Raw genomic sequence first — 15,817 nt, forward strand, 5'->3', positions numbered from 1 at the left:
ATGCCTTCTCAAGAGTTTGATATAACAAAAATTCGCAACGACTTCCCTACGATAAACCAAACCCTTAGTGGCAACCCTTTAGTTTATTTAGACTCTGGCGCAACCTCACAAAAACCACAAAGCGTTATTGATGCAACCACTCGTTTTTATAATTTAGGCAACGCAAACGTTCACAGAGGACGCCACACCTTAAGCGAGCGCGCTACAGAGCAATATGAGGAAGCAAGATTAAAAACAGCTGATTACTTTAACGTAAATGCTAAAGAGATCGTCTGGACAAAAGGCGCAACAGAGGCACTAAATTTACTTGCTCATGGCCTACAAAGGCAAATTACTCATGAAGATACGGTATTAATTACCCCCCTTGAGCACCACGCTAATATTGTTCCTTGGCAGGTATTAACACAAAATACAGGGGCTACGCTATCTGCACTTCCCCTTGAGCAAAACGCGACATTTAATATAGCGCGCTGTATAGACATGATCACACATACTAAAGCAAAGGTGATGTGTATCAGCCAAGCGTCTAATGCATTAGGTAATATTACCAATTTAGCGCCATTAATAGCTGCAGCGACAGCAGTCGGCACGTTAGTTGTTGTTGATGGCGCACAAGGAGCCATGCATTTACGCCCTAATTTAAAGCAGCTTGGATGCGATTTTTATGTATTCTCAGCGCATAAAATGCTTGGCCCTACGGGTGTAGGAGGCTTATATGGTCGCTATGAATTACTTAATGCGCTTACCCCGTATCAAACGGGTGGTGAGATGATAGATACTGTAACGCTTGAAAAAAGCACCTACAGAGACGCTCCTGCTAAATTTGAGACCGGCACCCCAAATATAGCCGGCGTCATTGGCTTTAGTGCAGCAATTGATTATTTATCAGCCCTAAACATAGAACAGTTACAGTGCCATGAGCAGGCTATTTTTAACTATGCAGCCACACAGTTGAGTGAAATTGACGGAATTACTATTTATAGCGACCTGAACAATAATATTGGCACCCTTAGTTTTAATTATAAAAGTGAACACCCCTACGATTTGGCAACTTTGCTTGACGGATTTGGTATTGCAGTGCGCAGTGGACACCATTGTACGCAACCATTAATGCACCATTTAGGGGTAAAAGGCACGGTTCGAGCAAGCTTTGCATTTTATAATACCCATCAAGATGTTGATAATTTCATCAATGCTTTGAAAGAATCGATTGAATTATTAGACTAATTTAGGATAACTCATGACAAATACGTTTAAAAACGTAGTAAAACCTATACAGCAGGCGCAATCTTGGCAGCAAAAATATCGCGAAATAATGCTTCTGGGCAAAACACTTCCCGCTTTAGCGGATGTACTTAAAACCGATGACGCACTGGTGCCAGGGTGTGAGAGCAAAGTGTGGATGTTTATGGAGTTTGACGATAGCGAGAATCGTTTAGTGGTTATTGGCGACTCAGACACCCGCATTGTAAAAGGCTTATTAGCGATAATTTTAGCGCTTTATAATGGCTTAACACCTGAAGAAGTCGTGAATATTAATGCGTATGACGAATTTGAAAAGTTAGGCTTAATTAAACACCTTAGTGCATCTCGAGGGAACGGAATAAAAGCCATGGTCGAGGCAATTCAAAGCATGGCAACTAACAAGCTCAATTAAACTATTGAGCTTGTTGTAAACGCTGTTTTTTATCTAAATATTTACGTACCGCTTTAGCCGCTACAAAAAAGCCAAAACTTCCGGTGATCATAGTTACCGAGCCAAACCCGTTATTACAATCCATATTCATTGTACCATCAGCATTTTGTTTAGCATGGCATACACTTCCATCACTGCCTGGGTAAACAAGTTGCTCAGTTGAGTACACACAATCAATATTAAATTTGCGTTTAGGGTTGTTACTAAAATTATATTGTTTGCGTAAAATATAACGCACTTTAGCAAGTAGCGGATCTTGCGTGGTTTTAGCCACATCACCAAATGTTATTTGGCTAGGATCAGTTTGCCCACCCGCGCCGCCAGTAGTAATAATAGGCATTTTATTGCGCTTACAATGAGCAATAAGCGCTGCTTTTTCTTTAACTGCATCAATACAGTCAATGACGTAATCAAAACCTTGAATATGCTCACGAATATTTTCAAGAGTAATAAAGTCATCTATCACAGTTACTTTACACTCTGGGTTTATCAGTTCGCAGCGACTTTTCATTGCATCTACTTTGGCTTGGCCAATACTGCCGCTAAGTGCATGAATTTGCCTATTTACGTTCGTCGCGCAAATATCATCTAAGTCAATTAAAGTGATTTTACCCACGCCTGTACGTGCTAAAGCTTCTGCAGCCCAACTTCCTACACCGCCTATCCCCACTACACAAAAATGGGCTTGTTGTAGCCAGTCAAATTGTTGGTTACCGTATAGGCGTTTGATCCCGCCAAAACGAATATCTGTTACTTTTTCGCTCATTTACCAATCCAGTTGCCACGGCGATTGCCATGCTTGAAATTCTTGATGATTAATTAATTGCTGGTACTCATCACCCGTAGTAGGTAGCAAAGAGCAATTAATTTGCTCCCCATGCCATAAAAAACTTAACGCATAGGCATGAAGATACGCCCGCTCAGCTGCGCTGCCACTATAAAGTGTATCGCCTAAAATTGGCGCCCCTAAACTTTTTAATGCCACTCTAAGTTGGTGGGTTTTACCCGAATACGGCTTTAAAATATACGCCCTAAACCCCGGCTTATAACTAAAAGAATAAAAGCGGGTAATGGCCGGGTTTTGCAGGGTAGGTAAAAGCTTAAACATGCCCCTGCGAGACTTAGCCATATCACCTTTTATCCACCCTTGCTTTTTTTTAGGTTTAGCATTGCTTATAGCTAAATAAAACTTGTTTATTGCGTGCTCAGTAAAAAGAGACGTAAATTTAGCAGCGGCTTCTTTATTGCGACTAAGAATAATAAGGCCAGATGTCACTTTATCAAGGCGGTGAACAGCAAATAATTTTTCGCCAGTTTGCTGCTCAGCTAATACCACAAACCCTTTTTCACCTTCTGAGTGAAAATTAAGCCCCGCTGGTTTTTCAAATATGTAAAAATCAGCGTGGCTAAACACTATGGGTAATTCACTTTTAACCATTATTAGGCTTGCTTAGCTTTTAGGTAGGCAATCACTTTTTCTAAATCCTCGGCCGTATCAACCCCTGCATGTGGCGTTACTTTGGCCTGCTCAATTTTAATAGCGTAACCATGGTACAACACCCTAAGTTGCTCTAGCGACTCAAGTATTTCAAGTGGCGATACACTTAGCTCAATATACTGCTTAATGAAGCCCGCGCGATAAGCATATATACCCACATGGCGCTGAAAAGGCGTTATATCTAACACACTGTCGTTATTTAACATTGCGCTTCTGTCAAACGGAATACTGGCACGTGAAAAGTACAACGCATTTTTATTAATATCACTAACAACCTTCACAGCATTAGGATTAAATACTTCGTCTTGCTCTTCAATGGCTACACTTAATGTTGCCATTGGCGCGCTTGAATTATTTAGTAAAGTGGCAACTTGCGATACGTTTTCGCTGGCAAGTAATGGCTCATCGCCTTGTACATTTACCACTAAGGTTTCTGCGTCTAGCTTAAGTAAGTCAACAACTTCTGCTAAACGTTCGGTACCCGATTGATGATCTTCTCGCGTCATCAGTACATCGTTTGTGAACAATTTAACAGCATCAAAAACTTTTTGATGATCGGTTGCAATAACCACTTTACTTGCACCTGACAAACACGCTTTTTCATACACGTGTTGAATCATAGGTTTACCGCATATGTCAGCTAATGGTTTGCCAGGCAAACGGGTAGACGCGTAACGAGCAGGTATAACAACTACGAATTCCACTTATCAACCTCATCTTGAGATAGCTCGCGCGCTTCATTTTCTAAAAGTACCGGTATATCGTCGCGTACTGGGTATGCAAGTTTAGCTGCAGTACTAATAAGTTCTGCATTTTCTTTATCAAAACGAAGCTTTCCTTTACACACAGGACAAGCAATTATTTCAAGTAATTTTGTATCAAAGGCCATTGAGGATCCCTTTTTGTTTTAATAATAAATCTAATTTATGTATTACAGCGTCTGTAGGTTTTGCATTTACGGGTAGGTAGTACCAAGTATCTTTTGCAAAGTCTCTACATTTTACTGCATCTTTTTCTGTCATTAATACGTTATCATCATTAAATTGAGTAAAATCAGCCATGCTATAAGCATAGTGATCTCTATAATGATGAGTCGAAAGCAGCTGAATATTTTGCCCCTTTAATGAATCTTCAAAACGTTGTGGGTTACCAATGGCACTTACCGCATGGCCTTTTTCAATTGTTTTATTCACAGGGGTATTGTTAGCAACGTGTTTAAGTGCACCAGTTTGCAAAACGTAGCTAAGGGATGCACCTCCCCCGTTTTCAATCACTAAATCAACGCTATTTAATCTGTTTGTGGTTTCGCGTAATGGCCCTGCAGGCATAACAAAGCCATTACCAAATCGCCTTTGGCTATCAACAATGCAGCACTCTATATCGCGCGCCATTTTATAATGCTGCATACCATCATCTGAGATTATGACATCCACACAAAATTGCTGCTCTAATAATGTAATGTTGGCTTTTCTATCGGGTCCGACAACAAGTGGACATTTTAAGCGATTAAATAAAAGTATTGGCTCATCACCAGCTTGTGCACTTGTTACGCCGCGCTCTACCACCAGCGGGTAGCTGTTGGCTTTACCGCCGTAACCTCGGCTGATAATGCCCACTTTTAGGCCTTGCTCTGACAAGTATTCGTAAAGCCATAACACAAATGGCGTTTTGCCATTTCCACCTACACTTATATTGCCCACCACAATCACTTTAGATTTAGCTTTAAAAGGCGTGGCAAAGCCAACCTTAAAAAACCATTTCCTAATACTTGAAATTAACCAAAAAAGCGCAGCTAATGGCAGTAAAAGTAGCGTTATAAAACTAAATGGTTTATACCAGCTTTGCTCTATTTTACTCACCCGTGCTCACCAAACTGCATTTTACATAGAGCTGAATAAGTACCATCTTTAGCTAATAAACTCTGATGATCGCCACTTTCAATCACCCGACCACCATCAATAACGTATATTTTGTCGCTGTTCTCAATGGTTGAAAGACGATGGGCAATGACTATAGACGTTTTGTCTTGCATTAAGGTATCGAGAGCTTGCTGAATTAGTTTTTCAGACTCTGTGTCTAAGGCTGAAGTTGCTTCATCTAAAATTAAAATAGGTGCATCTTTTAATATAGCACGAGCAATTGCTATACGTTGACGTTGACCACCAGAGAGCATTACCCCGTTTTCACCGACCATGGTATTGAGTTGCTCAGGTAGGTCTTTAACAAATTCCCACACGTGAGCTTGTTTAACCACCTCTTCTAATTGCTGCGGTGTTATTTCGCGGCTTATGCCATAACAAATATTATTGGCAATTGTGTCGTTAAACAACACAACTTGCTGAGATACTAAGGCAAACTGGCGGCGTAAATCGGCCAGTTTATATTTCTCAAGCGCAACGCCATCTAATAAAATTTCACTTGGTGCTTCTAAATCATAATAACGCGGTAATAAATTAGAAATAGTCGATTTACCCGAGCCTGAACGCCCTACAAGCGCGATGCTTTCACCGGCTTTTATACTTATTGATAGGTTATTTAAAACAGCTTCATCTTTAGTTGGGTATTTAAAGGTAACGTTTTTAACCTCAATTTCGCCCTTCACCTTATCTACGGTGTAAGTACCTTTGTCTTTTTCAATTTCTTCATCTAAAACTAAAAAAATACTTTGCGCTGCCGAAATACCGCGCTGCATATCACTGTTCACGTTTGCTAATTGTTTAAGCGGGCGTAAAAGCATCATCATAGAAGAAATGAGTACCATAAAATCGCCAGAGCTGATCGTATCTATCATTGAAGGCATAGATACAACCCACAAAATAACAGCCATTGCACTTGCTGCAAGCACTTGAATTACCGACACGCTTAACGCTTTAGTGGCATCCATTTTAATACGTTGCTGACGATTATGATTATTGATTTTTGAAAACTGGTCGATTTCTTGTTTTTGCCCACCAAAACCATGAATAACTTTGTGTCCACTTAGCATTTGCTCAGAGCTACGGGTGACCTGCCCCATTGCAGACTGTATATTTTTTGAAATATGGCGAAAGCGTTTAGACACAAACGTTACAATAATTGCCACTAATGGAATGATCACTAAAAAAATCAGCGAAAGCTGCCAGCTGGTATAAAACATAAGGGCAAGTAGAAAAACGACAAAAGCGCCTTCTCTTACAACAATTAACAGTGCTTTGGTGATTGCTTGCTGAACTTGTTCTGTATCAAAAGTAATTTTTGAAATTAAATCACCTGTTGAGTTTTTATCATGAAACGAAACAGGCAAATGTAATATGTGTTCAAATAACTGCTGGCGTAACGAACGAACTACTTGCGAGCCTACATAGCTTAGGCAATACGAAGACATAAAATTAAACAAGCCACGCCCTATTACCAGCGCAATTACAACAAAAGGGGCATAAGCTAGCACTTCGCTATTACGTTGGTTTAGGCCTTCATCAATAAAAGGTTTCATTAATTGAATAAATAAAGCATCCATACCCGAATAGCCGATCATTCCAATAATAGCGACGAAGGCAACGCTTTTATAATCACCAACGTAAGAAATCAACCGTTTATAAATTTGTGTAGTACTTTGACTCATATTACTCTCGTTATACAATTACAGCCTTTATTGTATCCTTCAAACCGTTAAAACTAAACGTCAATCTTCTATAAACCAATAACTTTCGTGTTTGCGCGCCGTTGTCACTTTAAAGCCATCTTGATAAATACTTACCGTAATTTGCCCATCACGTGCCGTAACATATTGTTTAGCATTTATTGCTTTGTAGCGCGAAACCACTTTTTCACTGGGAAATTGCCATTGGCCTTGAAAAGCTGTTGAGTGAATAACCGTATGCGGATTTACATGGTTGATAAATTCCGTGCTTGAAGACGTATCGCTCCCATGATGAGGGCTTAAAATCACATCGGCTTGTAATGAGTGAGTTTTAATAAGGCTCAGCTCACGTGCTTTAGAAATATCACCCGTTAATAACATAGTAAGTTGGTGTGATTTGATTAAAAGCACACACGAATTATCATTTTCGTTATTAAATGTGCTATCAGCAAAGCTGCTAATGCGCAATCCATTAAAGTTATAATCTAAAGAGATACACTGTGTGGTTATGCCATATGGGTGAAAGCGCTTAAAGCTTTCACCAAACCCTGCATTAATAAAATGTGCTGCGCCCCCTGCATGGTCGTTATCTTGATGACTTATTATTGCATCACTGACGGTTAAGTTATGTGTTTTCAAATAAGGAATTAACACACTGTACGTACGGCTAAAACGGTTAAAATAACTCGGGCCAAAATCGTAAACCAGCGCTTGATTGTCTTTTTCGAGTAACGTCATTAATCCGTGCCCAACATCAAACACATGCAGTTGCCAAAGAGGTTTTGGTAAATACAGATAATCTATTAATGTAACGCATAGAGGAATGAGTGCTAAACGTTTAAAGGGGCTAAACCAGGCGATTAATATGCATAGATAAGCTGCAACTAAGTACAATGTACGCGGTTTAGCTATATCTAACCATCTGTAATGCCAAGGGATTGCATCCATATACTTAAACAATGTTATAAGTACACTATCAAATAATAAAATGGCGGGCGTTATATCTACCACAGCACTTATTATCGTAAATAGCAGCAAAAGTGGCATGATTGCCACGCTTAATAATGGAATTGCCAATAAATTAATAACCAACCCAGCAATACTTACCCCACTAAAATAAATAAGGGTAATAGGCAAAAGCCCAATAAATAAAGCAAGCTGAATAATACACAGCGCTATAAACACGCTAAGCCAACTATATTTAGTTTTAGGAAGGTGCTTTATAACAATGAAAATAATTGCAACCGCAATAAAAGAAAAATATAACCCTGGGTTTAAAACATTAAAAGGATTGATGAGTAATACAGCGACTAAAGCATATAAAATGCTTCGCCAGCGCAGTGGCTGTTTGGCAATAAAGTAAAGACCTAATACGCAACTTAACATAATAAATGCGCGAGTCGCTGAGAGTAAAAATTCACTTAAATACACATAGATAAATGCCGCTAACCACCCGATAAAACAATAAACAATAGTTAAATTAATAGACTGCAATACTTTAATTTTAAGGATGTATGCTGTGTACTTACTCAGTAAATAAAAACAGCTGAATATAAGCCCTATGTGCAACCCTGAAATAGCTAATAAATGGCTGAGCCCTAAACTTTGCATTGTTTGTTTATTTTCAAACGACATCAGTGATTTATCACCACTAAGCAATGCATAATAAAGCCAATTAAGCGTTGTTTTTTGATAAGTGTGTTTTAAAAACGACCTGTATTTATAAATTATTGAAGGTGAAGCCGCGCTAGTAATGCGCAATTGTTTATTAAGTACTTTGCCTTTAAATAGTATGCGTTGTTTAAAGGCATGCACATTATTATCAAACACACCGATATTTTTAATTGTTCTGAATTTTTTCAGCGCTATTGTTGCCTCAAAAGTATCGCCCTGCTTAATAAGCTGTGCAGAATCGACACTTAACATGGCTTTAGGTGCTTTAAATTTGTGTATTTCATCCCCATTTAACTTTAATAACGTTGCTTTTATATACTGTGGTTGCTTTGCAGAGATAACGTCATCAACAATAATTGTGGCAGGGTAAGCATAGTTATTTTCATCATTTGGCAATGTATAGCTATAAAACAGGTAAAAGTGCACAACAATGCAGCAAATAGCTAAAATAAACCCTAACAAAACATTCAAAAACGGCTTAAAATAGGCGCTCGCAATAAGGACAGATATTGTGATGACTGTAAATTCATGGGTTTGATAATAAAATACGGTTGAAATACAACCTATTACAAATCCAAGACTAATCCACACTGAAGTAAATGGTTGCTTGAAATGCCTAAGAAAACGATCCAACGATTTTTACCTGATCCTAATAAAATTAGGCATCATAAAACACTTAGAATATTCGGCCGCCTATTACAAGACGCCAACCTATGGCATTTAAACAGACGCTCTGCAAGGGGCGCATTTGCAGTTGGTTTATTTTTTGCGTTCATCCCTGTTCCTTTTCAAATGGTTTTAGCCGCTGCGGCAGCTATTGTATTTAGAGTTAACTTACCTATTTCTGTTGCATTGGTGTGGCTTACCAACCCACTGACTATGCCGCCAATATTTTACGGCTCATACCTTGTAGGTACGCTTGTTTTAAATCAACCAGAGCAGCATTTTGCATTTGAAGCCAGTTGGGCATGGTTCTTAGAAAGCATTTCTACCATCGGTCCTGCATTTTTAATTGGCTCACTGGTGTGCGCTTCTGTTGCCGCTATTATTGCTTATTTAGGTATTGATATTATTTGGCGACGCTCTGTGCGCAAAGCCTGGTTAGCGCGAAATACTAATACGTAATAAAGCCAACTATTCAAGTGCGTAAATAGAATGACTTAATGAAGCAAATTGAGATAACTAATTAACGCCAAGCACTTTATTATAGACGAAAAAAAACCAACTTTTATAAGTTGGTTTTTTTATGAAAAGCGTTAAGCTTAAAATCTAAATACTCTGCGTAAGCCCACTAGCGGCAATAATAACAGTGTGTACCAAGGGAAGCTTGCTGAGCTTCTTTCATAAAGCTCTTCTTCTATGGGTGTACAGTCTTCTACTTCACCATCAATAGGTGTTAGTTTTACTGCAACAGCAACACTTTCGTACTCAATATTACCTTCAATATCGGTTTCTACATTACCAAAGGTATCGCGCTTTTCAACGGTTTTGGTAGCTACACCAAAAATTTCATTGTCTTCATTAATGACTTTCGCTTCAGCCATTGTGTAGGCGTAGTCTGTTTCACCATCTGTTTCGTAACAAGGTAGTAAATCGTTTAAGTTGGTAATTTTATCGTCACCAATTTTATATATAAACGCTTCTTTACGACGGCTGTTTTCAGATGTACCTACCTCGCCTTCACCAACAACATAACCTTGGTTATTAATATCATTACCATAAGCGCTTGAGCTATTAAAGTAACCGGTAGGGAAAACGGTATTGCCAGTACTTATATCATGATAGAAAAACTGATCACGGATCGTGGTTTCAATACGCTTTGATGCATAACCAACAATTACATCGTTGTCATTGACAGCAAGCGCTTTACCAGAAAGCCAATCATCTTCTTGGTCTATAAAATTAAACACGTCACCATTTTTAAAATAAACAGGCATTGTTAAAATAGTGTCGTCATTTTTATAGTAACGAGCATTTGAAGAGCCCACCACTGTGCCATTATTATTTAGTGCAAGAGCGGTACTTGTAAAAGCAAAGTCATCATCTTCTTCTGGCGTTAAGGCAAGGCCTAGTATTTCAGTAGAAGTGATATTAAATGCTTCATCAAGCTCCCATTTTACCGCGCGCTCATCAAATACGCCGGTGGTTACACTTGAATTTAATAATTCCACACAGGTATTGGTTGGCTCGTCTTCGTTATCACAGTTATCTTCAATATTATCAAGCCTGTCTTCAGGAATACCTGTTGAAACATAACCAACGACAGTGTATCCGTCATTTGTTTTAACAATATCGTTAGCTCGGCTAGTACCGCCGTAATCGTCAAAGTCTGGAACTAGCTCAACCTTTTGCGTTCCATCTTCAGAAATAACTATTCCGCGCTCAATAAAGTCATGGGTAAACCATGTTTCTTCTTCATCTTCATCATCTGGCGTAAATAAAACTTTATCATATGGAGCAGCACTCCAACCAACGCTCACGCCATCTTCGCTTACCGCATTATAAAAGTTACTAACCGAACGCGTTAAACCATCGTAATCTACCGACTCTTCATCAAACAGTATTTGCTCAGTCACTATGCCATCGTCAAACTTAATACCAACTACCGAGCTTAACTTTTGGTACTCGTAATCCGTTGGTCTGCCAGCTAAAAAACTAACCATAAATGAATGTGCATCGGCGTTATTAAAAACCGCATCGTTATTTTCTATATCATCAAGTGTAAAAGTAATTTCTTTATCACTTAGCTCAAAGTTGTACTCTTCACTATCGTACGCATTTTCAATAACGCTTTCGGTAAAGTCGATATAGCTAATATCGATTGGTAAATTATACAATCCGTTGGCAGTACCAATAATGTGCCCGCTTTCGCTTACGTCAGTCACGTAAGAATGTTTAGCGCCGTCAAGAGTACCTAGTTCTGTTAATTCATAGGTTGCACTTAATGCAGATGTACTCAATGTCGCTAAAATACTGGCAGCGAGTAATTTATATTTCATTTTAATCCTTACTACTGATTCTGTAATTCTTCAAGTTCTTCCCAGCGCTCAAACGCGGCTTCAAGGTCAGACTCAAGTTTTGCTAAATGGTTCAATGCATTAGTGGTTACGTCGCTATCTTGTTTGAAAAAGTCAGGATCGCTCACTACAGCTTGCTGCGCTTCTACAGCGACTTCAAGTTGTTCCATTTTATTGGGTAGTTGCTCTAATTCAAGTTTTAATTTGTAAGAAAGCTTAGTGCTTTTGTTTTCAGGCTTTACCGCGGCTACAGGCGCAGGTTTAACGTCTTTTTTTGGTGCTTGTTGCTGTTTTTCCTGCTCAGCTAAATAGCTTAAATAAGCTTGGTAATCGGTGTAACCCCCTACCATATCAGTTATTTTTCCATCACCTTCAAACGCCCATACACTACTACACGTATTATCAATAAATTCACGGTCATGGCTTACTATAAGCACAGTACCCTGATACTGATTAATAATTTCTTCGAGTAATTCTAATGTTTCAATATCCAAGTCATTAGTTGGTTCATCGAGTACTAAAATATTTGAGGGTTTCAAAAATAGTTTTGCAAGTAAAAGTCTGTTTTTCTCACCACCAGAGAGTGCTTTTACAGGTGTACGCGCACGTGCAGGTGGAAACAAAAAGTCTTGCAGGTAACCAAGTACATGACGAGAACGCCCGCCCATCATTACCTCTTGTTTACCCTCGGCAACGTTATCTTGAACAGTGGCCTCTTCATCAAGCTTTTGCCTATATTGGTCAAAGTAAGCAAATTCTAAATTAACGCCTTGTTTAACATGGCCGCTATCGGCTTCTAAATCACCAAACAGCAGTTTAAGTAAGGTAGTTTTACCAATACCATTTGGGCCTACTAAGCCAATTCGGTCACCGCGCATAACAAGGGTAGAAAAATCATTAGCAATCACTTTATCTTTAAATGCATGACTAAGGTGTTTTGCCTCAAACACTAGCTTGCCCGATCTATCAGCCGTTTCAATATTAAAATCGGTTTTACCTACTTGCTCTACACGGGCTTTGCGCTCAACACGTAACTGTTTAAGTTCACGTACACGGCCTTCGTTGCGGGTACGACGGGCTTTAACACCTTGGCGTATCCAGGCTTCTTCCTCTGCTAAACGCTTATCAAAAAGTGCATTTTGTGATTCTTCTACTTTTAAGTCATGCGCTTTTTGTTCAAGGTAGGTCGCGTAATCACCAGGGTAAGAGATAAGTTTACCGCGGTCTAAATCTAAAATACGCGTTGCAACAGCACGGATAAACGCACGGTCATGCGATATAAATACAATACCGCCTTTAAATTCTTTTAAAAACTGCTCTAGCCATTTAACACTGTCTACGTCTAAATGGTTTGTTGGCTCATCAAGTAACAATAAGTCAGGCTCACTCACAAGTGCACGTGCTAAGGCAACTTTACGCAACCAACCACCTGAGAGCGATTCTAATTTAGCATCTGGGCTAAGCTCTAAACGCGTGAGTACTAATTGTATACGCGAATCAAAACGCCAACCGTCACACGCTTCTAAATCGTTAGATAAACGCTCAAGCTTATTTAGCAGTTTGTCGGTACAATCGGTTTGTAACTGTGTGCTTACATGATGATAATCAATTAGCAAGTTAGCAATATCAGGCATACCCTGTGCTACATAATCGAATACTGAGCCATTTGCTCCTTTAGGAGGATCTTGCTCTAAGCGAGATATTTTGATCCCGCCAAGCTGGTTAATTTCACCATCATCTAAAATAACTTGGCCATCTAGTACTTTTAAAAGTGTAGATTTACCCGCCCCATTTCGCCCTACAATACAGACGCGCTCACCGCTTTCTATCACTGCATCAGCATCATCAAGTAATGGGTGCGTACCATAAGCTAACTGCGCTTTTTGTATTCTAATTAAATCCATAAATACTGCTCTTTTATTCTTGCGCTAAAAATTCATGCACTGTTTGTGCATCAAACGGCCAATACAAATGGTGGCCGCTTTTGCTCTCAAATACGGGAATACTTAACTGAAAACGCGCTATTAGCTGCTCATCAGTGAGTATATCAATTAATTTAAGCTCACTATTTTTATCCAAAACCGATAATAAAACCTGCTCGGCTTGCTCACATAAATGACAGCCATCGGTGTGGTATAAAACATAATTAGCCATGGGTAATTAACCAACTGTTGTGTATTTTTTTATTACGTTTGAAATCAGGTGATAACGTTTTTTCTGAAATATTTTCAGCTTTTAACCCTAAACCCATCAAACCTACTTCATCCATTACAAAACCACGTTTGTTATTAGAAAAAATTAATGTACCCGACGGACTCAAGATTTTTTTAACCCAAGTAAGTAATTTTATATGATCGGTTTGCACATCAAACGCGTCTTTCATTCGTTTAGAATTAGAAAACGTAGGCGGGTCTAAAAAGATTAAATCGTATTGCCCTTGTGCGTATTCTAGCCATTTTAAACAATCAGCTTGCTCAAAACGGTAGCGGGTATTGCTAATATCATTTAGCGCAAAGTTATCTTGGCCCCACTTAAGGTAGGTTTTTGATAAATCAACGGTGGTAATTGCTTTTGCCCCCCCTAATGCCGCGTGCACAGAGGCTGTACCGGTGTAGGCAAATAAGTTTAAAAAGCGTTTGTCTTTTGCATTTTGCTGAATATAACGACGTGCTAAACGATGATCTAAAAACAGCCCTGTATCGAGGTAATCAAACAAGTTTACTTTAAACTTAGCGCCAAATTCTTCCACCACCATAGTACGGTTTTGTTTAGCCATTGGGGTGTACTGCTCTTCCCCTTTTTGTTTTTTACGCACTTTAACGGCTATGTTTTCAGGCGCTATGTTTAGCTGCTGTGCAGTTAAGCTAATCACATCTTGAAGACGCTTTTCTGATGTTTTTTCGTCAATTTCTTTAGGTGCTGCGTATTCAAAAATAACAGCAGAGTCGCCGTAAATATCAACCGCTACGTTGTATTCAGGAATATCAGCATCGTATACGCGATAAGCTTCTACTTCGTTTTGTTTAAGCCAATTTTTTAGGCCTTGTTTGTTCTTTTTCAAACGATTTGCAAACGACATTGAGCCTTCAAAATTAAGAGCCGGTTTGTCATCGCTTGTCAGGCTTACCTGTTTATCATCTAACTGATATAAATTTAGCTCTACATCTAATGGGCCGTTTTTAAATTTATAACGCTTTTGTTTAACCAGTTTTAACAGCTTAAATAGGCTTTCATCCATGCCTAGTAACGCAAGCTTCCAATGATTAAAGTGCTTTTTAAAACCCACGCCCATGCTGCGGTGTAAATTTACCAGCTCAGCCATAGAGCCAATACGTTCGCCGTACGGTAAGTTAGAAATAACCACCCCGGGTAATTTAGCAACAGAGGTAAGCTTAGTTGCATCACTTTGCTTAAACTTAATAACATTACCCAGCTCTGCACGCTCGGCATTGGCAATGGCTTTATCAAGAACTTGCGCATCGTAATCGTGGCCAATTAACCACAATATAGGATCGGTAATTTGCTCAATTAATTCTTCGCGAAGTTGTTTAAATTTGGCCGCTCTAAAACTAGGTAAACGCTCAAAAGCAAACCCTTCTCTAAATAAACCAGGTGCTTCGTTACGCGCCATGCCCGCCGCTTCTATTAAAATAGTGCCGGCACCACAACATGGGTCAAATAAAGGTTGATTTACATTTTCAAGCCAACCACTGCGTTTAATAATCGCGGCCGCTAAGTGCTCTTTAATAGGCGCTTTACCTTGGCCTTGGCGATAACCGCGCTCAGATAAACGAGGACCTGAGTAATCAATATACAAAGCCACACCATGGCGATTTAAACGCGCCACAACACGCACATTGGCATCTTGCTTATCTACATTTGGGCGTTGTTCGTATAAATCGTTAAAGTAGTCAACAATCGCATCTTTAATTACCAAGCCTGAAAACTGGGTATTTTTTAAAGAGTCGTTGGTACCATTAAAATCAACGGCAAATGTTTGGGTAGGGCCAAACCATTCTTGCCATGGCTGAAAACGAGCAAATTTATACAGGCTATCTTTATCATTCACGCCTTCTTTTTCTTCAATAAGCATCAGCACACGTGTTGCGTAACGAGTTGATAGACAAACCTTTTGCGCCAATGTTGAATCTGCCTCAAAGCGAACAGAACCCACAGTTTGTTTAGACACGACGGCGCCTAATTCTGTTAGTTCATCAACAAGTAAATTTTCGATTCCGATAGAAGTAAGTGCGATAAATTGCAAAGTAATAACCCTTAATAGCTAATTGCGCAGGATTATAACATAGGTTGGC

14 protein-coding genes are annotated in these 15,817 nt (G+C 39.2%); 3 read left to right on the forward strand and 11 right to left on the reverse strand.

Annotated features, from left to right (window positions below; genetic code table 11):
• Window positions 1–1,227: a SufS family cysteine desulfurase gene (locus VOI46_RS08475; RefSeq protein WP_004586687.1), complete on the forward strand. Its 1,227-nt coding sequence runs from the start codon at window positions 1–3 to the stop codon at window positions 1,225–1,227.
• 13 nt (window positions 1,228–1,240) lie between these two features.
• The gene (locus VOI46_RS08480) at window positions 1,241–1,657 is read left to right on the forward strand and encodes a SufE family protein (RefSeq protein ID WP_004586688.1); all 417 of its coding nucleotides are present in this window, start codon (window positions 1,241–1,243) and stop codon (window positions 1,655–1,657) included.
• A gap of 1 nt (window position 1,658) precedes the next feature.
• Here VOI46_RS08480 and tcdA read toward each other — a convergent pair whose 3' ends face one another.
• From tcdA to VOI46_RS08515, 7 genes are read right to left on the reverse strand one after another with little or no spacing between them, the layout of a single operon-like run.
• A complete protein-coding gene (gene tcdA, locus VOI46_RS08485) occupies window positions 1,659–2,462 on the reverse strand; it encodes a tRNA cyclic N6-threonylcarbamoyladenosine(37) synthase TcdA (RefSeq protein ID WP_004586689.1) in 804 nt (267 codons plus the stop codon).
• Window positions 2,463–3,134 (reverse strand): TIGR01621 family pseudouridine synthase, encoded by a 672-nt coding sequence (locus VOI46_RS08490; protein ID WP_004586690.1) that lies wholly within the window; start codon window positions 3,132–3,134, stop codon window positions 2,463–2,465.
• Between the two features lie 2 nt (window positions 3,135–3,136).
• Window positions 3,137–3,898 (reverse strand): 3-deoxy-manno-octulosonate cytidylyltransferase, encoded by a 762-nt coding sequence (gene kdsB, locus VOI46_RS08495; protein ID WP_004586691.1) that lies wholly within the window; start codon window positions 3,896–3,898, stop codon window positions 3,137–3,139.
• A complete protein-coding gene (locus VOI46_RS08500) occupies window positions 3,886–4,083 on the reverse strand; it encodes a Trm112 family protein (RefSeq protein ID WP_004586692.1) in 198 nt (65 codons plus the stop codon). The genes kdsB and VOI46_RS08500 overlap by 13 nt, the downstream gene beginning before the upstream one ends.
• Window positions 4,073–5,053 carry a tetraacyldisaccharide 4'-kinase gene (lpxK, locus tag VOI46_RS08505; protein ID WP_004586693.1) on the reverse strand — a complete coding sequence of 327 codons (981 nt, stop codon included), beginning with the start codon at window positions 5,051–5,053 and terminating at the stop codon, window positions 4,073–4,075. The genes VOI46_RS08500 and lpxK overlap by 11 nt, the downstream gene beginning before the upstream one ends.
• Complete coding sequence (msbA, locus tag VOI46_RS08510; RefSeq protein WP_004586694.1) at window positions 5,050–6,795, reverse strand: lipid A export permease/ATP-binding protein MsbA; 1,746 nt, start codon at window positions 6,793–6,795, stop codon at window positions 5,050–5,052. The genes lpxK and msbA overlap by 4 nt, the downstream gene beginning before the upstream one ends.
• 60 nt (window positions 6,796–6,855) lie before the next feature.
• Entirely contained in the window at window positions 6,856–9,120 is a 2,265-nt protein-coding gene (locus tag VOI46_RS08515; protein WP_039972168.1) for a DNA internalization-related competence protein ComEC/Rec2, read from the reverse strand.
• On the opposite strand from VOI46_RS08515, the gene VOI46_RS08520 reads away from it, so the two are divergent.
• On the forward strand, window positions 9,100–9,612 hold the full coding sequence (locus VOI46_RS08520) for a DUF2062 domain-containing protein (RefSeq protein ID WP_004586696.1): 513 nt from the start codon (window positions 9,100–9,102) through the stop codon (window positions 9,610–9,612). The two genes, VOI46_RS08515 and VOI46_RS08520, sit on opposite strands and share 21 nt — an antisense overlap.
• Before the next feature lie 137 nt (window positions 9,613–9,749).
• Here the strand turns inward: VOI46_RS08520 and VOI46_RS08525 are convergent, their stop codons facing one another.
• Genes VOI46_RS08525 through rlmKL form a run of 4 tightly spaced genes read right to left on the reverse strand, consistent with a single transcriptional unit; the run spans window position 9,750 to window position 15,768 of the window.
• Window positions 9,750–11,486, reverse strand: a complete 1,737-nt coding sequence (locus VOI46_RS08525) for a DUF3466 family protein (protein ID WP_004586697.1) — start codon at window positions 11,484–11,486, stop codon at window positions 9,750–9,752.
• Window positions 11,487–11,497: 11 nt separating this feature from the next.
• A complete protein-coding gene (locus VOI46_RS08530) occupies window positions 11,498–13,408 on the reverse strand; it encodes an ABC transporter ATP-binding protein (RefSeq protein ID WP_004586698.1) in 1,911 nt (636 codons plus the stop codon).
• Window positions 13,409–13,421: 13 nt separating this feature from the next.
• Window positions 13,422–13,658, reverse strand: a complete 237-nt coding sequence (locus tag VOI46_RS08535; RefSeq protein ID WP_004586699.1) for a glutaredoxin family protein — start codon at window positions 13,656–13,658, stop codon at window positions 13,422–13,424.
• Window positions 13,651–15,768 (reverse strand): bifunctional 23S rRNA (guanine(2069)-N(7))-methyltransferase RlmK/23S rRNA (guanine(2445)-N(2))-methyltransferase RlmL, encoded by a 2,118-nt coding sequence (gene rlmKL / locus VOI46_RS08540; RefSeq protein ID WP_004586700.1) that lies wholly within the window; start codon window positions 15,766–15,768, stop codon window positions 13,651–13,653. The genes VOI46_RS08535 and rlmKL overlap by 8 nt, the downstream gene beginning before the upstream one ends.
• Window positions 15,769–15,817 lie beyond the last annotated feature (49 nt).

This window comes from Pseudoalteromonas sp. CuT4-3 (assembly GCF_035666335.1).
In the GTDB taxonomy this organism is placed as follows: domain Bacteria; phylum Pseudomonadota; class Gammaproteobacteria; order Enterobacterales; family Alteromonadaceae; genus Pseudoalteromonas; species Pseudoalteromonas atlantica.